At 58.0% G+C, this 21,900-nt stretch carries 22 protein-coding genes and 1 riboswitch; of the genes, 3 read left to right on the forward strand and 19 right to left on the reverse strand.

Features of this window, described 5'->3' with window-relative positions:
- Nucleotides 1-48: 48 nt before the first annotated feature.
- Together FC75_RS10805 and FC75_RS10810 are read right to left on the reverse strand one after the other, a co-directional pair.
- Nucleotides 49-1,464 (reverse strand): RecQ family ATP-dependent DNA helicase, encoded by a 1,416-nt coding sequence (locus FC75_RS10805; RefSeq protein ID WP_056989886.1) that lies wholly within the window; start codon nucleotides 1,462-1,464, stop codon nucleotides 49-51.
- On the reverse strand, nucleotides 1,457-2,434 hold the full coding sequence (locus FC75_RS10810; protein WP_056989887.1) for a YpbB family protein: 978 nt from the start codon (nucleotides 2,432-2,434) through the stop codon (nucleotides 1,457-1,459). The genes FC75_RS10805 and FC75_RS10810 overlap by 8 nt, the downstream gene beginning before the upstream one ends.
- 24 nt (nucleotides 2,435-2,458) lie before the next feature.
- On the opposite strand from FC75_RS10810, the gene FC75_RS10815 reads away from it, so the two are divergent.
- Both FC75_RS10815 and FC75_RS10820 read left to right on the forward strand, forming a co-directional pair.
- On the forward strand, nucleotides 2,459-2,701 hold the full coding sequence (locus FC75_RS10815; RefSeq protein ID WP_056989888.1) for a ferredoxin: 243 nt from the start codon (nucleotides 2,459-2,461) through the stop codon (nucleotides 2,699-2,701).
- A gap of 138 nt (nucleotides 2,702-2,839) precedes the next feature.
- A complete protein-coding gene (locus tag FC75_RS10820) occupies nucleotides 2,840-3,844 on the forward strand; it encodes an amidohydrolase family protein (RefSeq protein WP_056989889.1) in 1,005 nt (334 codons plus the stop codon).
- A gap of 156 nt (nucleotides 3,845-4,000) precedes the next feature.
- Here the strand turns inward: FC75_RS10820 and FC75_RS10825 are convergent, their stop codons facing one another.
- The 14 genes from FC75_RS10825 to dnaE all read right to left on the reverse strand — a co-directional run bounded on the left by FC75_RS10825 (nucleotide 4,001) and on the right by dnaE (nucleotide 18,415).
- Nucleotides 4,001-4,807 carry an alpha/beta fold hydrolase gene (locus FC75_RS10825; protein WP_056989890.1) on the reverse strand — a complete coding sequence of 269 codons (807 nt, stop codon included), beginning with the start codon at nucleotides 4,805-4,807 and terminating at the stop codon, nucleotides 4,001-4,003.
- 295 nt (nucleotides 4,808-5,102) lie between these two features.
- A complete protein-coding gene (locus tag FC75_RS10830; RefSeq protein WP_054661799.1) occupies nucleotides 5,103-5,696 on the reverse strand; it encodes an ECF transporter S component in 594 nt (197 codons plus the stop codon).
- 111 nt (nucleotides 5,697-5,807) lie between these two features.
- Nucleotides 5,808-5,931: riboswitch (FMN riboswitch) on the reverse strand.
- A 52-nt stretch (nucleotides 5,932-5,983) separates the two neighbouring features.
- Nucleotides 5,984-6,727: a pseudouridine synthase gene (locus FC75_RS10835; protein ID WP_056989891.1), complete on the reverse strand. Its 744-nt coding sequence runs from the start codon at nucleotides 6,725-6,727 to the stop codon at nucleotides 5,984-5,986.
- Entirely contained in the window at nucleotides 6,717-7,376 is a 660-nt protein-coding gene (gene scpB, locus FC75_RS10840) for an SMC-Scp complex subunit ScpB (RefSeq protein ID WP_082397663.1), read from the reverse strand. The genes FC75_RS10835 and scpB overlap by 11 nt, the downstream gene beginning before the upstream one ends.
- Nucleotides 7,376-8,104 carry a segregation and condensation protein A gene (locus FC75_RS10845; protein WP_054661796.1) on the reverse strand — a complete coding sequence of 243 codons (729 nt, stop codon included), beginning with the start codon at nucleotides 8,102-8,104 and terminating at the stop codon, nucleotides 7,376-7,378. Before FC75_RS10845 ends, scpB begins: the two co-directional genes overlap by 1 nt.
- Nucleotides 8,079-8,471, reverse strand: a complete 393-nt coding sequence (locus FC75_RS10850; protein ID WP_054661793.1) for a hypothetical protein — start codon at nucleotides 8,469-8,471, stop codon at nucleotides 8,079-8,081. The genes FC75_RS10845 and FC75_RS10850 overlap by 26 nt, the downstream gene beginning before the upstream one ends.
- Nucleotides 8,472-8,558: 87 nt before the next feature.
- Entirely contained in the window at nucleotides 8,559-9,464 is a 906-nt protein-coding gene (xerD, locus tag FC75_RS10855) for a site-specific tyrosine recombinase XerD (protein WP_054661790.1), read from the reverse strand.
- Nucleotides 9,448-10,311, reverse strand: coding sequence for a CvfB family protein (locus FC75_RS10860; protein WP_056989892.1), 864 nt, complete (start codon nucleotides 10,309-10,311; stop codon nucleotides 9,448-9,450). Before FC75_RS10860 ends, xerD begins: the two co-directional genes overlap by 17 nt.
- Before the next feature lie 12 nt (nucleotides 10,312-10,323).
- Nucleotides 10,324-10,785 (reverse strand): DUF441 domain-containing protein, encoded by a 462-nt coding sequence (locus FC75_RS10865; protein ID WP_054661787.1) that lies wholly within the window; start codon nucleotides 10,783-10,785, stop codon nucleotides 10,324-10,326.
- 163 nt (nucleotides 10,786-10,948) lie between these two features.
- On the reverse strand, nucleotides 10,949-11,392 hold the full coding sequence (locus tag FC75_RS10870) for a hypothetical protein (RefSeq protein ID WP_056989893.1): 444 nt from the start codon (nucleotides 11,390-11,392) through the stop codon (nucleotides 10,949-10,951).
- Between the two features lie 24 nt (nucleotides 11,393-11,416).
- Nucleotides 11,417-11,611 carry a helix-turn-helix transcriptional regulator gene (locus FC75_RS10875; protein ID WP_054661874.1) on the reverse strand — a complete coding sequence of 65 codons (195 nt, stop codon included), beginning with the start codon at nucleotides 11,609-11,611 and terminating at the stop codon, nucleotides 11,417-11,419.
- 587 nt (nucleotides 11,612-12,198) lie between these two features.
- Nucleotides 12,199-13,965, reverse strand: a complete 1,767-nt coding sequence (gene pyk / locus FC75_RS10880) for a pyruvate kinase (protein WP_056989894.1) — start codon at nucleotides 13,963-13,965, stop codon at nucleotides 12,199-12,201.
- A 90-nt stretch (nucleotides 13,966-14,055) separates the two neighbouring features.
- Nucleotides 14,056-15,015: a 6-phosphofructokinase gene (gene pfkA, locus FC75_RS10885; RefSeq protein WP_054661781.1), complete on the reverse strand. Its 960-nt coding sequence runs from the start codon at nucleotides 15,013-15,015 to the stop codon at nucleotides 14,056-14,058.
- Nucleotides 15,016-15,112: 97 nt separating this feature from the next.
- Entirely contained in the window at nucleotides 15,113-18,415 is a 3,303-nt protein-coding gene (dnaE, locus tag FC75_RS10890) for a DNA polymerase III subunit alpha (protein WP_056989895.1), read from the reverse strand.
- Between the two features lie 99 nt (nucleotides 18,416-18,514).
- Here dnaE and FC75_RS10895 point away from each other — a divergent pair, with 99 nt between their 5' ends.
- Nucleotides 18,515-18,712, forward strand: coding sequence for a YjzD family protein (locus tag FC75_RS10895; protein ID WP_054661778.1), 198 nt, complete (start codon nucleotides 18,515-18,517; stop codon nucleotides 18,710-18,712).
- A 96-nt stretch (nucleotides 18,713-18,808) separates the two neighbouring features.
- On the opposite strand, the gene FC75_RS10900 is transcribed toward FC75_RS10895, so the two are convergent.
- The 3 genes from FC75_RS10900 to FC75_RS10910 all read right to left on the reverse strand — a co-directional run bounded on the left by FC75_RS10900 (nucleotide 18,809) and on the right by FC75_RS10910 (nucleotide 21,846).
- Nucleotides 18,809-19,660 carry a hypothetical protein gene (locus tag FC75_RS10900; RefSeq protein ID WP_056989896.1) on the reverse strand — a complete coding sequence of 284 codons (852 nt, stop codon included), beginning with the start codon at nucleotides 19,658-19,660 and terminating at the stop codon, nucleotides 18,809-18,811.
- Nucleotides 19,661-19,740: 80 nt separating this feature from the next.
- Complete coding sequence (locus tag FC75_RS10905; protein ID WP_054661769.1) at nucleotides 19,741-21,291, reverse strand: bifunctional metallophosphatase/5'-nucleotidase; 1,551 nt, start codon at nucleotides 21,289-21,291, stop codon at nucleotides 19,741-19,743.
- 3 nt (nucleotides 21,292-21,294) lie between these two features.
- A complete protein-coding gene (locus FC75_RS10910) occupies nucleotides 21,295-21,846 on the reverse strand; it encodes a DUF1836 domain-containing protein (RefSeq protein ID WP_056989897.1) in 552 nt (183 codons plus the stop codon).
- Between the last annotated feature and the right edge of the window lie 54 nt (nucleotides 21,847-21,900).

Here is a 21,900-nt window from a genome sequence, read left to right on the forward strand (position 1 = left end):
CCTCCTTGCATACTAGGCCCATTGTATCATATTTAATCACGTCGATTTTTAATTCCTGTTAAAGATACGCGCGAAAATCTGTTGCCAATCCTGGGATTTGATGGGTTCGGCAGGCGCCCCGGTCGCCAGCTGCGCAATCACTGCTGGCGTCAAGGCCCCACAGCAAAACGCCGTGTGCGCGGCCCCGCTGGAGTCAAAATGACGCAGCAGCGTGGTGCGCTTACAGTCACTGGTGGTGGCCAAGGCGGCGATCGCCTGAAAACTCTTCTGTTTCTCACCGCGGCGCGCGGCCAGCTGCGCTTCGACCTGCGGCTGCGTGAACCCCGCCTGAATGTACGCCTCGATCAGATCGACCTGCGGGTCATCAAAGTCAGTGTAGGCGCTCGGATGCTTAAAAATCGTTTCGATCAGCCGCTGATCCGGCACGCTGGCCGCAAACTGCCCGGCGCGGTTCAGGTCATTGGGCTCGAGCAGCACCAGCGTCGCGGACTTTTGCCCGTCGCGGCCGGCCCGGCCGATGCCCTGCGAATAAGCCTCCAGCGAATCCGGCAGGTGCAGGTACAGCACCAGGCGCACGTCCGGTTTATCGATACCCATGCCAAACGCACTGGTCGCGCAAATCACTGCGACCTGGTTAGCCATGAACTGGCGCTGGATGCGGTCGCGTTCAAGAGTGTCCAGCCCGGCGTGGTAAAACGCCGCGGCAATGCCCTGGCCCTGCAGCAGCTCGGCGTAGCGCTCCGCCTCTTTCTTGCGGTCAAAGTACAGGATCTTGGGGCCCTGCACCTGCTGCACCACGGCCAGCGCGCGGGCCTGCTTTTGCTTCGCATTTTCAACCGTTTCAAAGCCCATGAACAGGTTGGGCCGATCCACACTGGTGATCAGGCGCTTAGGCCGCGTTAAGTTCAACCCGTGAATGATGTCCTGCTGCACTTTCAGCGGCGCGGTGGCGGTCAGCGCCAACGTCGCTTGCGGCTGCAGCGCCTCGCGGAACTGCCCCAGCTGCAAATAGGCCGGCCGAAAATCCGGTCCCCACTGCGAGATGCAGTGCGCCTCGTCGACGACAAACAAGCTGACCGCCAATCGCCGCAGCTGCGCCAGCACATCCGGCCGACCCAGGGTCTCAGGCGCCAGAAACACAAACTTCTCGCCGGCCAGCTGGCTGAGCACGGTTTTAAAATCCGCCGGGGTCAGCCGGCTGGACAGCGATACCACGCGCTTTTCCCCACTGGCCTGAAGGCGGGCCACCTGGTCTTCCATCAGCGCCAGCAGCGGCTCGACCACCACGACCAGCCCGTCCAGCAGCCGCCCGGGCAGCTGGTAGCACAAGGTTTTCCCGCTCCCAGTCGGCAGCACACCGAGCACGTCCTCGCCGTTCAGGACCGACTGGATGATTTCTTCCTGGCCGGGCCGAAAGCCGGCGAAGCCAAACTCCTTTTTTAGGTAAGACGTTAAGTCAGCCACGCGGCCACCTTCCTTGCAGATTCAAGATTTGAAACAGGCGCACATGAAAAAACTCGGCCGCGGGAATTGCCGCCAGCAGCTTCTGGTAGTCCAGCTCATGCGGATCCACCTGGGTAAACGCTTGGCGCAGCGCCGGCGAGTACAACCTCTCGACCGGCGGCTGCCACCCAAAGATCGTCGCTGCCAGCAAATGTTCGTTAACCGTGCTGGGCTTGAGGTGCAGCTGGGCCCCCACCTGCGCGCGCGTGCGGCCGGCATCGATCAGCTGACAGGCGCGGTAATTGCTGGCGGAAAGCAGCGCCACCCGACCGCCCCACAGGCTCTGCAGCGCCGGCCAGTCCAGATGCTCAGCAATCAGGCTGACGAGCCGCGCCAAATCGTCCAGATGCAAAAACGCCCCTGCTAAATCTTCCGCCTGCGCGCCGCCGACAAACTCATGCCCGATGAGCCGCGCGGCCATCCGGTTGGCCGCCGCACTTGGCAGCAGCGCGAAGGCGGCGGTGAGTTCAGAGGCAAACTTGCCTTGGCGATTTTGGGCATACCATCGCCGCACAAACTGCTGCGCGCCCCAGTCGCGCACCGCCGGCTCGTACTGATTATTGTGATACGCCGCCTCGGACACCGCCTGCACCGCCAATAGGAGCCGCTGCTCAAATTCGCGCACGCCCATCCAGGGCTGGTAATGCGTCGGCAGTGGCACGCGGGCCGCCGCCTGCATTTTGGCCGCCGGATCTGTCAGCACCAGCCCAGTCTCGGTGTGGGTCAAGGCATGGGCGTTCACCAGCTGCTTGACCGCCGCTTGAAAATCGGCGCGGCCCAGCGTAGGGTAAAGCTGAAGCCACTGCAACTGACCGTGCTGAAGTGCAGCAAACAAGACCGACAGCGTCTTCTTGCCGTTCAGCAGCATGTACGCCGCGGTTTCGCGCCGCGGCTGCTCATCAAATAATTGCACCACAAAATCTGTCAGCATCTTTTCCCTCGGAAGTGAAGTCTTATGAAACCAGTATACGCGCATGTCGACCGCGCTGCCTGCATCGCCTGCGGGTTATGCCAAATGCTCGCCCCTAAACTGTTCGATTACGACAGCGAAGGCATCGCCAGCTACCACCCAGACGGCAACACCGGCACCAAGCCGGTTGATCCAGCCGACCTGATCGATTTGAAAATTGCCTTTCGCCGCTGCCCGACCGGCGCGATCCAGCACAGCGAGCAGCCCTTCAACGATCAGCAGAAATAGATTTCGCAGTCAGCGCAGGCTGGCTGTTTTTGTTTGTTCCCAGTGACACCTTTTAGGCTTTTTGTTTCATAACGTGGTTCCGCCGTTCCCTGTCTCCCCCGTATACTAACGGTGAACAAGTAAAGGAGTCGATCATTCATGAAAGTCATCACTGTTGAGGAACATTTTGAATCCGCCAAGGTCACCCAGGCCATGGCCGCCGCTGCCGGTCAGCAAAGCCGGCCAAACGTCAGCCCGGAAATGGCCCACTACATGCAAACCACCCTGCCAACGGCCACCATCATGCAGGACGTGGCCAAGGACCGGCTGGAATTCATGAACCGCTATGGGATCGATATGCAGGTCCTATCCTACGGCAACGCCCAGCCGCAGAACCTGGACCCCAAGGACGCGGTGCCGCTGAGCCAGTTAGCCAACGACGAGCTGGCCAAAGCCATCCAAGTCGCGCCTGACCGCTACGCCGGGCTGGCTGTTTTGCCGGTCGGCGATCCGAACGCTGCGGCCAAAGAGCTGCACCGCGCGGTGGAGCAGCTCGGCCTGAAAGGCGTCCTGCTCAAAGGCAATTACGCCGGCAAGTTCTTTGATGACCCGTTCTTCTTCCCGATTTTCCAAGCGGCGGCCGAGCTGAACGTGCCGGTTTACTTCCACCCGTCGTTTGTCCCGCCGGTCATCACCCAGCACTACTTTGAAAGCGACCACTGGACTGAAGTCGTGTCCGGGATTTTTGGCAGCGCCGGTTACGGCTGGCACATGGACGTCGGCATTCAGGTGATGCGCATGATCCTGTCCGGCATTTTTGACAAACTGCCCAACCTCAAGCTGGTGTCCGGCCACTGGGGCGAACTGGTCCCGATGTTCCTGGAACGCCTGGACGACGAGCTGGACAAGTATGACGGGCTCAAGCGGCACTTCTCCGCTTACTACCGCGACAACGTTTATGTGACCCCCAGCGGCATCCTGAGCCAGCCGCAACTGAATTTCCTGCTGGAAGAAGTGGGCGCCGAGCACATCCTCTACTCGATCGACTACCCGTACAAGCAGCCGGCAAATGCGGCCACCTTCCTGAATGACGCCAAGCTGACCGCAAGCCAGCGCGAGGCCATTGCACACGGCAACGCCGAGCGCGTCTTCAACCTGAAGTAGGTGCAAGTCAGGGAAAAATACCGCTAGTTAAAAAGATGAGCCTCCAGGGTCGCAAATGCCGATCCTGGAGGCTCATTTTGTCTTTATCAAACAACTTCACGTTCACTCACGGTTCAATCGATCAGCTTTGCTGAAACCAACGGGATGGCTGACCAGTCAAGCATGCCTGCATTCACCAAGAAAAGACTGCCAATTCCGCGCGACCAGCCCCGGATCATCGATGCCCAGCGCGTGGCCTGCGTGATCGTCAATGACCACGTGCTGATTAGGGGTATGGCCTAATCTTTGCAGATGGTCTTGGTACCCAACAATGTTATCTTGCCGACCCAGTATGGTGTAAATGGGTATGTTCAACTTGGCCAGGTTGGCGAACAGCTGGGCTTCATCCTCAAGTGAATACTTGCCGGACTGCTTGATTTGATCCCAGAACTGCCGATTGTATTGCCGCTGACCAGGCAGCGATTGGGTCTGATAAGCCTGCCAAGTTTGCGGGCTGATCACCACGTTGATGAAGCGGTAGCCCTGCATGGCCGCCGAACCGTCATCTGGTACCGGCTGAACGACTTGATTGCGATGCGTGGCAACATGGCGGTCAGCACTGTCGGCAATGACCACGGGACAGGTCGTGAAGACCCCGCCAACATGTTGCAGCCGGGTGGCCAGCTCGTCACACAGGTAGCCGCCATAGGAATGGCCGACCAAAATGACTGCGGCGTTGCCGGCAGTCGCCGTGATAAACGCCGCCAGCAGGTCCGCCACCTGATCACTGCTGGTGAGGCCGGTCACATTTTGAGACTGCCCCATGCCGGGCAAATCCACGTAGTAGCGGCGAAACTGCTTGGTCTCCGGAAACTGCTCGTAAAGCGCGCTCATGCTGACTTGCGACAGGGACATGCCATGCAGAAAATAGATTGGCTGACCCTGGCCATAAACTTGGTAAAATAACCGTTCTTTAAAAAACATGCATTCTGCTTCCTCTCTTGCCCGCCAGGTGGTCACGGCTTGACCCACCACCAAGCGGTCGCCGGTCAGATGATCCCTGGCTAGGCCAAAAGTCGTCCCCAGCGGCAAATGGATACTGCATGATAAGAATAACATGAGCACCCGCCGCGTGAATGGCATCGCGCGAATCATGAAGCTTTTGAATCCATTCAAAACAGCATAAAGGGCAAGCCCTTGGAAAAGTCCAACGGCTTGCCCTTCAACTGCCTTTCACCAGTCACTGCGCCTCAACAACGACTTGCGACTTCATGAATTCCTACTGCAAGTGAGTCGCGCCTTGCTGCTGCGCGCGCTGCTTTTCCAGCCACGGCATCATGGCCTTGGCGATGACGAAGAACACCGCAGACACGACGACCCCTTTGATCAGGTTGAACGGCACCACGCCGATCAGCACGTAGCGGGTCACGGACATCCCCAGCGGGAAGCTCATCACGGCCAGGTACATCGGCATGATGATCAGCCAGTTGAGCAGGCTCATGATCACGGTCAGACTCAGCGTGCCCAGTGCCAGGCCGGACACTTCGCGGCCCACGCTGCTTTTTGGCTTCATGGTCATGACGACCGGCAGCATGAAGCCGACCGAGGCGATGAACGCCGCCAGGTCACCGATCAAATTGACAATGCCGCCGCCCGTGAGAACAAAGTGCAGCAGCGAGCGCACAAACGCGACCATGATGCCGCCGGTCGGGCCGTACAGCAGGCCCCCAAGCAGTACCAGCAAGTCGGACAGATCCAACTTGAGAAACGGAAACATCGGGAGAATCGGAAACGCCAGGTACATCATTAAGACAAACCCGACCGCCGAAAGCAACGCGATCCCGACTAAACGGTGAACTCTAGAACCAGACATGAAATATCCCTCCATGTGGTTGCTTCAGAGAGGCCTACGCCAAGGCGCGAAAAAAGACCCATTTACCCAGGGGGTAAACAGGCCTTAGCTTGAATGTCGATTCAAAATAAGCCCCATCTTCGTTTATCTAGACTATACTATCGGTCTCGGATTTCCACCAAGTCGGCCGTGCACATGCACGGTTCACGGACTATCACCGCCGGTCGGGAATTTCACCCTGCCCCTGAAGACGAACCAGTATTTAATTTTTAGTACTTACAAATTATAACCACATATGTAAGCGCTTGTCAACCTTTTTGCGCCAGCGCTTCAAGTGCCCGAATTTCCTCGCGCTTGAGCGGCCGGTACTCACCTGGCTGCAGGCCCTCCAGCGTGAGCGGCCCGTACTGCTCACGCGCCAGCTTCATGACCGGATAACCGATCGCCTTGAACATCTTTTTGACCTGGTGATTGATGCCTTGGTGAATGGTCAGTTGGATGATAGCCGTATTTTTCAGCTTGTCCGAGCTGATCTGCTTGAACTTCGCCGGCGCCAGCTTCTTGCGGTCCACGACCAGCCCGTCCTTCAGCGGCATCAGTTTGTCGCGGGTCGGAATGCCCTGCACCTTGACCACATACTTTTTCTCGACCTTGTAACTCGGGTGCATGAGCATGTTCGCAAAATCCCCGTCGTTGGTCATGATCAGAAGCCCAGAGGCGTCCCAGTCGAGGCGGCCGACCGGGTAAATGCGCTCCTTGACGTCCTCAAAAAAGTCGGTGACGGTGCGGCGGCCCTTGTTGTCGGTCACGGCGGAGATCACATCCCGCGGCTTGTAAAACACAAAGTACTGCTTTTTTTCTTCCTGGTTCAACGGCACGCCGTCGACTTCGATGGCATCCTCACTGGTGACCTTGACGCCCATTTCGGTGATCACGTTACCGTTGACGGTGACGTGGCCCGCGGCAATCAGCTCCTCGGCGTGGCGGCGTGACGCGACCCCGGCGTTGGCGATGGCCTTTTGCAGGCGCTCTTCGGTTAATTTACTTGGCATGGTTGGATCCTTCCTCTGACTTCGCGTCAGTGGCCTCAGTTGGTGCATCTTCTGACTCTGATGCCGCCGGTTCGGCGTCATCTGCCGCACTGTCCGGCAGGGTGTTACGAAAATCGGTGAACAGGTCGACCTCAGTCGGGTCGGCCTTGGTCTCATCCAGCGGCGGCAGGTCGTCAAGGGTATGCAGACCGAAGTAGTCCAGGAAAAACGGCGTGGTGGCGTACAAAATCGGCCGCCCTGGCGCATCCTTGCGCCCGGCTTCCTTGATCAGCTGCCGCGATGCCAACGTCGTCAAGGCGCCGGAACTTTGCACGCCGCGCACATCGTCAATTTCCAGGCGCGTGATGGGCTGCTGGTAGGCGATAATCGCCAGCACCTCCAGCGCGGCGTTGGACAGCCCAGTGTGCGGCGGACCCGCAAAGTACTGCTTCAGCGCGCTTGCGTACTCGGGTTTGGTCAGCAGGTAGTACCGGTCGTCGGCGCTTTGCAGCATCAGGCCGCGGCTGGCATCGTCTGCCAGCCCCTGCCCAAACGTGGCCAGCTGCTGACGCATGGCGGCGGGCGAAATGTTGAGAAGCTGGGCAAAATCGCTCAGCGCAACCCCCGCTTCCCCGGCGGTGTATAGGATTGCTTCGATCACGGGTTGCATCAGGCGGCCTCCTTTTTCATGACGGTGATCGGCGCAAACGGCCCGGCCTGCTCGCAGATGATCTGGTCGGCCTTCATCAGCGTCAAAATTGCCAAAAACGTGGTCACCACGCCATCCACCGTGTTCACGGCGACCAGCGCGTCGAACCGGCAGGTGCCCACTTCGTCGATCTGGCGCAGCACCTCACTGATGCGTTTTTCCACCGAAATCGGTTCGGCCTCGATGTGCGCAATGGTGGTCTTAGTCGCGAGCTGGCGCGCCACCACGGCCGCCATCGCCCGGCTGATGTCGTTCAGCTTGACGGAGCCCGGCCGCATCGGCACCCGGACGTCTGCACCAGGCAGCGATTCCGGCTTGGCGTAGGACTGCGAGCGCGCCTTTTCGCGGTCCCGCAGCTGCTCGGCCGCCTCTTGGTAAACCTGGTAAGTCAGCAGCTGGGCAACCAGCCCTGCCCGCGGGTCTTCGTAGTCGTCTTCATCCGCTTCCTGGTCCGGCTCAGGCTGCGGCAACAGCATTTTACTTTTCATCGCCATCAGACTGGCGGCCATAACAAAATAATCACCAGCCACATCCAGCCGGGCCGTCTGCATGTCGTGCAGGTAAGCCAGGTATTGGCTAGTGATCTCTGCGATCGGAATGTCGTAAATATCGACTTCATTGGTCCGAATCAGGTGCCAAAGCAGGTCCAGCGGCCCGGAAAAGTCATTCAGCACTAACGTCAGCGCCATCGTGATCCTCTTTTCTATACTTCTGGTACGCGGCGATCAGACTGGCGTTGTCCATGGTGCCCATCAGTTTCTTATCCGGATATTCGGCACACAAATCCCGCAAAACGGCAAACTGCGTCGTTTCGCTTCGCACCGCCGGCGACAGCGACAGGTGCCGCACCATGACATAGTCCTTGCCGAGTTCCGCGCCGACGACCCCCTCAAAGTCTGCCCCCGGGGCCTCGCGGTACAGGTACAGCACATGCGAATTGTCAGCCGTATACAGCGTCAGTTCAGTTTTGAGATGATCAATGTCCTTCAAGTCGGGAATGAACGATAAGAAGCCCATCGCGATCTTGGCATAATCATTCTTATACTTGGTTAGCATGATAGCCTCCACAGATTAACTACACTCCAAGATACTTTACCATATCTTAAGAGAGCGAACAAACCCCAAGCCACTGGAGGTTTGTACTCAGCCCCGCGGATGGGTCTGGTGGTACACAGTCATGATCTTCTTGTTGGACAGGTGCGTGTAGATCTGGGTCGTGGAGATATCGGCGTGGCCGAGCAGCTCCTGGACCACGCGCAGGTCGGCGCCGTTTTCAAGCAGGTTCGTGGCGAAGCTGTGGCGCAGCGTGTGCGGCGTGACGTCCTTTTGGATGCCGATGTCGGCAATGTACGCCTTGAGGTTCTTCCAGATGCCCTGCCGCGTGAGTTGGTGGCCGTGAAAATTGACGAACACAACGCTCGGCTTGCCGCTTTTGATCAGGCGCGGCCGGCTGTCGTGCAGGTACTGGTTGACCCAGTCCACGGCCTGCGGCGACACCGGCACGATGCGCTGCTTGTCGCCCTTGCCGGTCACTTCCAGCAGGTTCAAGCTCAGGTGCAGCTGATCGAGACGCAGGTTGACCACTTCGGACACCCGCAGGCCGGTCGCGTACATCAGCTCAAAAATCGCCCGGTCGCGCATGCCCAGCGGCTTGTTCACATCTGGCGCCGCCATCAGCGCGTCGATCTCCGGGCCGTTCAAGGTCGCCGGCAGGTGCTTGGCGGGCTTGGGCGAGTCAACCAGCGCCATCGGGTCGGCCTTGACGCGCTCTTCGCGCAGCAGGTACCGGTAGAACTTGCGCATCGCCGAAATCATCCGGCTCTGCGAAGTCGCCGCCTTCACCTGGGCCTGAGTCGCCAAAAAGGCCTGAATCGAGGCCAGATCCTCCGGAAAACTGTCCAAATGCTGCTGATTGACCCACGCGGTGAACTCCACCAGGTCCTGGCGGTAACTGGCCTGCGTCGTTTTGGCTAAACCGCGCTCGATGTCCAAATAATGCACAAAATCCCCGATGAGATCAGCGCGGGCTTGTTCACTTTTGGTCGGCACGACGGGTCACTCCATTTTCTTCGACAATCAGGTGCGCCTTCAGCAGGTGCCCCAAGGCGCGCTTGAACGCCCCTTTGCTGATGCCGAACGTCATTTTGATGGCGTCCGGATCACTTTTATCCGTGTACGGGATCGACTTGCTCGGGTCGTGGTCGATAAAGGCCAGGATCATCGCGGCATCGTCGCCGATTTCCTCGTACGCGCGCGGGCGCAGCGAAAGGTTCAGCGTGCCGTCATCGCGCACGCCGATCACGCGGCCGTGCACCACTTCGCCCAGCCGCGGCTCCTGGTCGCGCTCGCTGGGGTGAATGAAGCCCAGGTAATAATCGTCGGTGATGACATGGGTGCCGGACAGGCGCAGCGCGTACACCGTGGCCGTGACGTTTTCGTTCATCATGGTCGGCTTGGCCTGGTTGGCCACGGCCTGGAACATGTTCATGTCGGCGAGCTTGGCCCACAGGCGGTGCTGCTTGTCGATGTGCATGGACACCATGAGCCGGTCGCCCTTGGCCGGCCACAGCTTGGTCAGCTCCGGCAGGTCATCCAGCGACAGGACCAGGTCCTTGTCGGGCAGCCCGATGTCGATAAAGACCCCGAGGTCCTTGCGCACGTCGACCACTGTGCCAAAGGCGTACCGGTCGTAGCCAACTGCCGGCAGCTTGGTCGTGAAGCGGTCCGCACCGCTTTTATTCTCGTAAGCAAAACCATGCAAGACGTCGCCCACTGCCGGCTGCGTTTCAAACTCGGTCGCGTCGACACTCATGGTCACGCCTTGGTACTGGACGAACACCTGGGTCTCATTTTGGTCCGAAACCGTGGCGTCGATAATTTGTCCGTTAAAATTCATTTCTATTCTCCTTTAATGCGTTGGCATCAGGTTAAACACGCTGAGGATTACGTAAGTCATGCCGCTGGCGATCACCGGCCCGGCCGCGATGCCCTTCAGGAAGACCACGCCGAGGATCGTGCCGAACACGAGGGCCACGGTCATTTCGGGATTGCCGGCAAGCAGGCCGACCCCTTTGGATGACAGCACCGCGACCAGCACCCCCATTGCAATGGCGATCCAGCCGGCCGGCGTTTTCATCACGTTCAGCAGGTCCGACACCGTGATCTCGCCAGTGGCGATCGGCACCATGATGGCCGCTGAAATAATGGTGACGCCCCAGTTGATCCCCTGCGCCTGCATCAGCTTCAGCAGTGGGTGAAACAGCGGCACCAGCTTAAGCACCATCACGAAACCGACACCGATCATCAGGGCCTTGTTCTTCGACAGCGCAGCGATTCCGAACACTGCGCCTAGGAATAACCAGCTTTCCATGTCTACCTCCGTCAGTACAGTCTAGATAACACTTTACACGCTTCGGGCAATATTGTCATTAGTTTACATAACGATAACTGGAAAATAATTGTTGCACGCCGCAGTCAAAACAATCATTGGGACAAAAAAAGCCGCTGAATCGCTTCAGCAGCCTTTCACGCGTTTAGTTGACCCGCTCGCGACGACCACGCCACCACGCGATCAACGATGCCATTCCCAGCAAAATCATGCACCAAGGGACAAGCTCGACCGCGGCGTCGCGGGTCACCTGCCAATGAACGATCAACGGCGCACCGTAATGCATTGTCATCTTCCACCAGTAGTCTTGACCTTTGATCAAAAGGTCCATGATCCCGATAATGCCCAGCACCAACAAAATGCGATTGTGATCACTAGGCTTCAAATACGCGCCAGTGAAGATGTCGTAGATGATCACCGCCACCATGGTCGGAAAAAAGACCAGCATGGTCAAAGTGCCCTGATCAGCCACGACGGGATGGCCGACCACCGCGGAAACCGCAAAGTTCAGGCCAAGCAGTCCGAGCAGCAGCCAAAAGCCCCCTGCGAAACCGCGCAACCGGAGCAGTCGTTGCCTTTCATCAAACATCCAATTGTCCTCCCCACTCATTTGTCAGTCTTCCCAAAACAAGTCGTCCAGCGTTTTGCCCAGTTCCTTACAGATTCGCAAACAAAGCTGAATGGTGGGATTGTAATCCCCTTTTTCAATAGCGCCAATGGTTTGCCGCGTCACCCCGATCCGCTCGGCCAGCTCGGCCTGCGTCAGGTTGCGAGCAGTGCGTGCGGCTCGCATGCGTTCATTTCTCATCAATTTTTCCTCGATCACAGTATACGACCTGACCAGCAAATGCCAAATATATCTTACTTTCATGTGCGCCGGAAAATTTAAAACCAAGACCATTCGCATGTGGTCTTAATCGGGCTACGACTTGGTAACGGGGGAGCATCCAGCTACGCCAGTGGCCTCGCCGCCAAAAAACGGCGGCAATGCCTCTGGCTATGATCAGACCGTAGCCATTTATGGCGTACAGTCTGACATGCGTAGCGGCTGGCTGTCCCCCTAAGAACGCCAAGTCTTCGCACCTTACCTAATCGGGCTACGGACTGGCAACGGCCGAGTGTCTAGCTACGCCCAGCGGCTCGCTCGCGCTGCGAGCAATCCACTGGGCTAGGCTAGTCATCGGCCTAAGTACGCCAGTCCTTCGCACCTTACTAAATCGGGCTACGGACTGGCAACGCGGGAGTGGTTAGCTACGCCCAAGGCCTCGCCGCTAAAATCGGCGGCAATGCCTTGGGCTAGGCTACCCATCCCGCTAAAACCGCCAGTCCTTCGCACCATGCAAAAAAGCCGCCTCATCTCTGAGACGACCTTCTTGAACTCGATTAGCGGAAAGCTTACAGCGTGTTGGTAGCACCCTTGTAAACAATGCCGCGACGGGAATCAACGGTGATGATCTGACCATCGGTGATTGCCTTGAGGGCACCCTCGGCGCCAACAACCACTGGGATCCCCATAGCGATGCCGACAACGGCAGCATGGGAAGTCAAGCCGCCGCCTTCAACGACCAGAGCGGCTGCCTTTTCGATGGCTGGCAGGTAATCCTTGTCAGTGGTCTTGGTAACCAGAATGTCACCCTTTTGCATCTTAGCTGCAGCTTCGTCAGCAGAGGTTGCCAGAACAGCCTTACCAACAGTAGCTGCGTCACCAACACCGGAACCTTGGACCAGCTTGGAGCCGATCATTTGGACCTTCATGACGTTGGTCGTGCCGGATTCGCCAACTGGAACACCGGCAGTGATCAGGATCAAGTCGCCTTCTTCAGCGAAGCCGAGCTCTTGCGCCTTCTTCGTCGCGAGGTCGAACATCTCATCCGTGTTGGCAGGCTTGTCAACGATATACGGGAAGACCCCGCGGTTAACAGTCAAGCCGCGCTGAGTGTGCTCGTTAAAGGTCAGCGCCAGGATGTTGGCATCTGGGCGGTACTTGGAAATCATACGGGCAGTGTAGCCAGATTCGGTCGTTGCAACAATGGTCTTAACGCCAAGTTTTTTGGCCGTGCGGGCAACCGCAACGCCGACAGACTCAGTAACGGACTCATTGTCGTAATTGCGCTCTGGGTAGCCGCCTTCCTTGATGAGCTGATCTTCAATGTAGGAATCGATCCGAGACATCGCAGCAACAGACTCAACAGGGTACTTACCGTTAGCGGATTCACCGGAAAGCATGGTTGCATCAGTGCCATCAAAGACGGCGTTGGCAACATCACTCACTTCGGCACGAGTCGGACGTGGGTGCTCCTGCATGGAATCCAGCATATCGGTGGCAGTGATCACTGGCTTGCCGACATCGTTGCACTTGCGGATCAAAGCCTTCTGAACGATCGGGACGTGTTCGAATGGGATTTCGACACCCATATCGCCACGGGCAACCATCAAGCCGTCGGAAACCTTGAGAATGTCATCGAAGTTGTCGATACCTTCCTGGGATTCGATCTTCGGGAAGATCTGAACGTACAGCGCGTTCTTTTCTTCGAGCAGTTCACGAATGTCCATGACATCCTGAGGCTTGCGAACAAACGATGCGGAGATGAAGTTGATGCCCTGATCCAAGCCGAAGCGAATGTCATCGGCATCCTTTTCGGTGATCCCAGGCAGGTTGATGGCAACGCCAGGGGCGTTAACACCCTTACGGCCGCCGAGGACGCCATCGTTTTGAACGGTGGTGACCAGTTCACGGTTCTTTTCGTCCTTTTCAGTGATCAGCATGTCGATCAGCCCATCATCAAACAGAACATGGCCGCCAACGTGCGTATCGTCATAAAGGCCAGGATACGTTACAGCAACTTTTTCCTTGGTCCCTTTGAGTGAAGCGTCCATGGAAATACGAACAACGTCGCCAGTATGGAACGAGATTTTGCCGTCCGGAGTGTCCTCAACGGTAGTCCGAATCTCGGCACCCTTGGTGTCAAGCATGATTCCGACCGTCTTGCCGGTAATCTTTTCAGCGTCATGAACCATCTGCATGCGAGCCGCGTGTTCTGCGTGGTCCCCATGTGAGAAATTAAACCGGAATACATTAGCGCCTGACTGAATCAACTTAACGATAATGTCTGTCGTATTGCTGGCAGGGCCAAGCGTGCTAACGACCTTGGTTTTTTTCATAAATAAAATCGCTCCTTTTGAATTTTTTAACCCGCCTTGATGGCGAAATTAACTAATTGATGTTCGAATACCGACTAGATGAGCAGCCGTTTAGTAAGCAAGGTCCTCGACCAACTGGTGCAGCTCCAAGTGACTTTCGTGCTTGGAGTTGAACAGATCGGTCATGGCGTGGCTGACCAGCTTGTTGTTCTGAATTCCAACAGCCAGACCGCCTTTACCCTGCATCAACAGCTCAACGGCGTATGCGCCCATTTGCGAGGCCAAAACGCGGTCCTTCGCTGTCGGGTTGCCGCCGCGCTGAACGTGACCCAGCGTGGTTGCGCGCAGCTGGAAGTCGCCGTACTTGCTGAGCTTGTCAGCAAATTCGTCGGCGTGCATCACGCCTTCGGCCAGCACAATGATTGCGTGCTTCTGGCCGCGCTGACGGGCAGACTTAAGCTTGGCAGCGACCTTTTCGATGTCGTAGTCGTGCTCCGGAATGATCACGTCTGCGGCGCCGCCGGCAACGGCGGACCACATCGCAATGTCACCACAGTTGCGGCCCATGACCTCAACCACGAACGTACGCTCATGGCTAGCCGCCGTGTCAGTCAGCTTGTCGATGGCATCCAGCGCGGTGTTGACCGCGGTGTCAAAGCCGATCGTGAAGTCGGTGTACGGAATGTCGTTATCGATCGTGCCTGGCAGGCCGATCGCGTTGTAACCGTGCTGCGTCAGCTTCAAGGCGCCGTGGTAAGACCCGTCGCCGCCGATGACGACCAGCGCGTCGATCCCAAACTTATTCAGTTGCGCGATGCCCTTGAGTTGAACTTCTTCCTTTTCAAACTCAGGGTAGCGAGCGGAGTAAAGCATGGTCCCGCCGCGCTTGATCACATCGTTGACAGCAGCCGCGTCAATTTGGAAAATATCGCCGGCAACCAAGCCCGCGAAGCCATAATTAATGCCGAAGACTTCAAGGCCTTCGGTCAAGGCTTTGCGGGAAACCGCACGAACAGCAGCATTCATGCCAGGGGCGTCGCCACCGCTGGTCATAATCCCAATGCGTTTCATCATTTCACCTCATGATTTTTCTTTCGGGGCACGCCCCTAACACTCGTTAAGCATATCACTTTTCAGAAAAGTTGTCGCCTGAAGCCGCAGAATTTTCTCATTTTTCATCAGCGCCGTTCAGCCGTTGGCGCACAACGTTTTTTCCGCCCACTAAGCCGGCAATAATGGTGACGGTTTCATCGCTGTCATCGACCCAGTAGCGCCGATTCAAAATGATGCTTTCACGGGTCTTGCCGTTCACCAAGATGACCGGGGTGCCACCGTGATGCTGGGCCAGCGCTTGCATCAACTGTCTCTGCCCAGCCTTGTTGTCCGGGTCCGCCAGGCGGATGAACAGCTTGGCCTGCGGCAGGTTCGCCAGCGCCTCATCCCCGAGCTCAATGCGGTTGGCGATCAGCTGCAGCCCATCGCGCTCCTCGACCTTGCCCTGCACCACAATCACCTGATTCTCCTGGTACTCGGCAATCGCCGGATACAGGCTTGGAAACACCGTCACACTCAGCTGACCGGCGCCGTCCTGACCGTCCAAAAACGCCATTTCCTGCCCCTTTTTGGTCCGGATGCGCTTGATGCGACGGATCACCAGCACCACCGTGACCTGCGTGTGCCCTTCCAGCTCAACCGTGGACACCAGCGGCATAAACGGACTGAGCGCCTCAACATAACGGTCCACTGGGTGCCCGGATAAGTAGACACCGAGCACCGCGGCCTCCTGGTCGAGCTGCTCGGTGGCGCTCAAGCGCGGCACCGTGATGGTTTTCGGCTGAAACGCCTCAAACAAGGTTACGTCATTGCCGGCCAGCTTGACCGTTTCGATCAGCTCGGCCAGGTTGGCCTGGACCTGCGCCCGGTTATCGTCGAACTGGTCGAACGCGCCGGCTTGGATCATCGCGGTGAAGTTCTCAGGTTTCAGCCACTTGACGTCGATGCGCTGCAAGACGTCCTGCACCGACTTGAAGGGGCCGCTTTGCCGCGCCGTCAGCAGCGCATCGGCAAAGTCGCGGCGCATCCCTTTGATCGACAGCAGGCCGAACCTCAGCGCGGCCCCTTCGATCCGGAACACCAGCTTTGACCGGTTAATGTCCGGCCCAAGCACCTTGATTTTACGACTTTTCAGCTCCTGGACATACTGCCGCAACTTGGTGGCGTTGTTCAGGCTGCCGTTCATCAGCGCCGCAAAAAACGCGGTCGGGTAATGCACCTTGATGTAAGCCAGCCAAAACGCGATCATCGAGTACGCGACCGCATGGCTGCGGTTGAACCCGTAGTTGGCAAAATGATCGATGTAGTCGTACACGGTTTCGGCGGTTTGCTGATCGAAGCCCTTGGCCTTGGCGCCTTCAATGAACTTGGTTTGCTCGGCCGCCAGCACCGCGGCCTTTTTCTTACTCATCGCGCGCCGCAACAGATCCGCTTCGCCCAGGCTGAAGCCGCCCATTGTGCTGGCGACCTGCATGACCTGCTCCTGGTAGACTAACACGCCGTACGTCGGCTCCAGGATTGGCTTGAGCGCCGCCGCCGGATACGTGATTGGCTCCTCGCCGTGCTTGCGCTTGATGAAGGTGTCGATCTGCTCCATTGGCCCCGGCCGGTACAAGGCGTTGGTCGCCACGACGTCCTCGAACGCCGTGGGCTGCAGCCGCCGCAGCACCGAGCGAATGCCGGCTGATTCAAACTGAAACACGCCATTGGTGTCACCGCGCGCAAACAGCTTGAGGGTCTCGGCATCATCCAGCGGAATCTGCTTGGGATCAAACGGCTTTTTCGTCTGGTACGTGATGGACTGGGTCGCGCGCGCCAGGATGCTGAGGTTGCGCAGACCCAGAAAGTCGATTTTAAGTAAGCCGAGCCGTTCGACGTTGGTCATGGTGACCTGGGTTTGCGCGATGCCGTCGCCGCCGTCCTGCACCGCGACCGTGTCAGTCAGCGGCTCCTGCGCCAGCACGATCCCGGCGGCATGAGTCGAGTAATGCCGCGGCAGCCCTTCCAGCGCGAGCGCCGTTTGGTACAGCGCGCGGTTTTGGTCCGAGTCGGAAATCAGGTTGCGCAGCGGCAGCGAATCCTTGTAGGCCGTCGTCAGGTCAATTTTAAACATGGCCGGAATGGCCTTGCTCCACTTGTCACTGTCGAACTGGCTCAGCCCAAACACCCGCGCCACGTCGCGCAGGGCCTGCTTGGCGCCAAAAGTGCCAAACGTGATAATCTGGGCCATGTGGGCCTGGCCGTAAAACTCGTGGACGTAGGCGATCAGCTCCTGGCGCCGGTCGTCGGGAATGTCGATGTCAATATCCGGCATCTGCTGGCGCGCCGGATTCAGGAACCGTTCAAAGAGCAGGTTGTACTTCAGGGGGTCGACTTCGGTGATCGCCAAGGCGTAGGCCACCAGCGACCCGGCGGCAGAACCACGCCCGGGGCCCATCATGATGCCCACCTCATGGGCGTGGTTCATGACGTCCCAGACCACAAGGAAGTAGTCGGCAAAGCCCATTTCATTGATGACCTTCAGCTCGTAGGTCAGACGGTCCTGGTAAGCCTCCGGCACCGGCTGACCGTTGAACCGCTTGGCCAGGCCCTTGGTCGCCAGCTCGTGGAGGTAGTCCTTGGCTGGGACGTCGTTGGGCGTTGGAAAATGCGGCAGCTGCGGCTGTTTGAACTCAATGGTGACATCGCAGCGGTCGACCAGGGCCTGAAGGTTGTCCAGCGCTTGCTGCTGGCTCGCCTGCTGGAACGGCGCGGCCGCGTCATCGGCCTTGGTCAGCCAGTCCGGCCCTGCGTCCATCAGCGTCGGGTCGCGGAAATTCAGCTGGGCGCCGTCCTTGATCGCCCCCATCACCTTTTGGGTGAACGCATCGGTGGGGTTCAGGTAGCTGACGCGGCTGAGCGCTAGCAGCGGCAGCGCGTTTTGGCCCGCGAACTGCGGCAACGTGGTCGTCAGCTCTTGCACGGTCACGCCCAGATAAAGGCTGGCCGGCTGCTTGGCCTTCAGCGTCTGAAAGTAGTCTTCCGCCTTTTGCTTGCGGTCTTTAAACGCCGGGCTCAGCAAATAGGCCCCTGGCACGATCACCGCGAGACCCGCCAGGTTGGGCAAATCGGCAAGCGTCGGCGGCGTTTGCGGCATCATGATCGCGCTGGACAGCCGCAGCAGCTGGTGGTAGCCGGCCGTGGTTTCGGCGACGACTAAAAACTCGCAGTCTGGCAGCTGCACGGTCATCCCCAAAAGCGGCTTGATCCCCGCCTTGAGCGCTTGCGAATAAAAGTCCACGATGCCGTAGACCACGTTGACATCGCTAAGCCCGATGGCAGAAAAGCCGCGTTCCTTAGCGGCACCGATGATCTGGTCCAAGGTCAGCGGGCTTTGGAGCAGTGAATACGCGCTTTTGACTTGAATATGGGTAAACATTGTTTCACCTCGCTTCTCATTATACCCGAACCGCTAGCCAGTTCCCGGTTGCATTTTGCCTCCGGCGTGATAAGATGAGTTTCAGAAAAGAGGGATACCATGCGCTATATCGCAACTCTAGTCTGGGGCGTCATCCTCGGTCAAGTCGTTGGCTTTCTGGCCAGCGCGCTGACCGGCGGCACTTATGATCCCAAGCTTTCAGCTATCGTCTCTGTGATCTTTACGATCATCCTCTTCGTCCTTCCGCCGATCATGAAAGCATTCGATCCGACGACTGATGAAAAGAAAACCAACTAATTTTTGAAACTGCCCTGCCGCTTGCGGTGGGGTTTTTTCGTGCCCATAGCAAAGGGGTGCAGCATGTCGCTGCACCCCTGGTTGGTCACCTTGTGATCACTTGGTGACGTAGATAAAGATATCAGACGCCGAGGCGCCGACGTTGAATTTCACGCCGTTACTCTTGATGGTCTTGATGGTCGTGTTGGAACCATCCTGATCCTTCAACGCTTTTTGGAAATCGGCCCCGACTTTTTTGGCATCGGCACCGACCGAGTTGGCGAGCAGTCCGAACATCTGGCCAAACGCCGCTTGCTTCTTCTTATCCTTCATGGCCTTGATCGGGGCGATCTGCGTCGCTGAGATCAGCTGACCGTCCTGCACATTCACGCGCAGCTTCCCACCGGCGACATCCAAGACTTCTTTCAGCCCGGAGACACTGGTTGGCAGCTGCTGGTCCTTCGTCTTATCAGTCGCCGTCTTCATGGCTGACTGCAGGGCCTTTTGCTCCGCAACCAGTTGCTGCTGCTGCGCGATCGGCATCTTGGCGACTTCTTCCTTTGTCGGCTGCTTCTTGGTGGCAGCCGCCTGGAGCTGCTTTTGAATGTTTGCCGGCAGCGCCGTGGCAATGATGGCCTGATTGTACTTAGTCGCAACCGTCTTATACGCGCCCAGCGACTGGGCGGCCTTCACGGTGACTTTGGTGCTGGCATCGCCGTCCTTGATTGTCACATTCTGCTTGCTGGTGCTCATCGGTACGGTGAAGGTGAACTTGCCGTCATTGACAGAGGTCTTGCCGGACTCAGTGTCGGCCTTGTAGCTGACCGACTTGCCAGAGGCATCGCCCTTGATGATGGCCACCATCCCCGAATTACTGTATGTGGTCTTGCTGGTGCTCAGCTTCGTGCCACAACCGGCGAGTGTGAGCACCGCGGCGAGGCCAACGAAGAGCAATCCTGTTTTTTTCATGTATAAACCTTCCCTTGTTTCAGTCTGTGCCCCACATTACCGCGTTCCCACCAAAAACGCAATGAAAATGTGACTAGGTGTCACATTTTAGGCAGGACCGTGAAGTTGTGGTCGGCAGTCGCCTGGACGACCGGGTGGGCCTGGAGGTAGTCGGCAATCAGCTCGGTCATATCCTTCTGGTTCTCGCGCACGATCTTACTCGGGTCAAACATGGCAAAGTTGCCCCCACCGGCCGCGCGGTAGGAATTGGTCGTTACCTCGTAAAATTGGTCGGCGGCCACTGGGCGCCCGTGGTATGCCAGCTGTATGACGCGCTGGCCCACCGGTTTGGTGATATCGAACGTGTAGTCCAAGCCTTGGTACATGTCGTAATTGTAGTACTGCGGCTTCGGCTTGGCAAAGCGTGCGGTCACCACCAGCTGGCCGTTTTGCAGCGTGAAGAACTCGGCACACTGCTCCAGCGCCGCCTTGATGTCAGCCCCGGACAGGCGCAGCACCGCCAGCGTGTTGGGGTAAATGTAGTTGGTCACCACATCGCGCATGGTGATGGTCGCGCCAAAACCGGTGCCTTCATTGTTGAACAAGGCCGTGCCGGCAATGTCAGTGTCAGTCGCCGCCATTTGCACCTTGTTAATGAACTCGATGTACGGCGTCTCAACCAGGCGTGCCGCCTGTGGGTCATGGATGGTCATGTCGCCTTGCACGCGGCCGAGCGGCGAGTCCAGCCAGTCCTCAGTCGCATTTTGCGTCGCGGCAACGGCGGTCAGCACGTGACCATCTGCTTTGGCCTCCCCGGTCGGCACCAACCTGGCGCTGGCGTCTGCCACTTGCCAGCCCGTCGCAGTGGGCGTCAAGTTCAGGGTGATGACCCCGACGTTCGCACCGCGGTAACCTGGCTGGGTCGTTGGCACGCCGTTGACAAGGCCCGCAAGCTCGCGGTGCTGGTGGCCGGTGACCAAGGCGTCGACCCCTGGCAACTGGCTCAGCTGGTAGCCAACATTTTCGCCGGTCAGCGCCTCGGTCGGTTCACCGGTTTCAAGGTCCCGCTCGAAGCCGCCGTGGTAAGCAATGACGACCACGTCCGCCAGCTCGTGCAACCGCGGCAGCCAGTGAGTCGCCACCGCAACAGGACTTTCAAACGTCAAGTCGTGAATGTGGTGCTGCCCTTCCCAGTGCGGAATGTAGCTGGTGGTCAAGCCGAGCACGGCGACCTTCACCCCACTTTTTTCAAAAATCTGGTAAGGCTGACCGAACGCGGGCTGGCCGTGGTCCAAAATATTGGCGCACAGCACCGGATAGTTCAGCGTGGCGATGGCCTGGCTCAGGTACTCGCGCCCATAATTGAACTCGTGGTTGCCCACGATGCCAAGATCGTAGCCCACCCGGTTGTAAGCCGCGGTCTCCAGCTGCGGGTCCTGCTTGATGCTGGCGGCGTAATAAGCCAGCGGCGAACCCTGCAGGTAATCGCCGTTTTCGATGGTGAGCACTGGCCCAGTCGCGGCCTTTCGCAGCTGATCGATCACTGTCTTGGCCTTGCTCAGTGAAAACGGCAGGTCCTGATCGCGGCGCACGTAATTGGTCGGGACAATGTAACCGTGCGTGTCACTGGTGGAAAGAATGGTTAACTTCACGGGTTATTTCTCCTTCTTGCCGGTCGGCTTGGGCATCACCATGGTCACCATGGCAGAGACCAGCATTTTTTGCAGCACCGCATTGATGGCCAGAGACACCATGGCACTTTGGACCTTGATCGTGTCTTCCTTGGTCACCTTGTTGATCAGGACGCCGCCAGCAAAGTTGGTGTTGGCCTGCTGCAAAGCGCCGGCAAAGTTCAGGATAAAGGCGTCAAACGCCTGCTGCTTCTCGCGACCTTGCAGCTGGTAGTCGATGCCCGCCGCAATTTCATCCAGCGAGAAGACAGACTTCAGGATGGCGATGATCAAAATGTTGGCGACCTGCCCCCGGCTGTACTTTTTCTTGGTCGGCGGCGTGATCACGCCTTTTTTGACGTAGTTGTTGACCATGGTCGCGGTCAACTCGCCCAGGTCCAGCGGCGCCAGCAGCTCGTTGACGTACTGCACGACTTGGTCCATGTACAGATCGAACTGCGGCAGGTCGGCCCAGCGCGGCAGCTGAACCTGCTGCAGCGACTTCAGGTACGCAAAATACTCTTCATCTTCAGCCATTGTGTTCCTCCTTCATTTCCTATTTTCAGTATAACACGAGAGCTGGTACTGGAA

It is taken from the genome of Lacticaseibacillus camelliae DSM 22697 = JCM 13995, from assembly GCF_001436615.1.
In the GTDB taxonomy this organism is placed as follows: Bacteria; Bacillota; Bacilli; order Lactobacillales; family Lactobacillaceae; genus Lacticaseibacillus; species Lacticaseibacillus camelliae.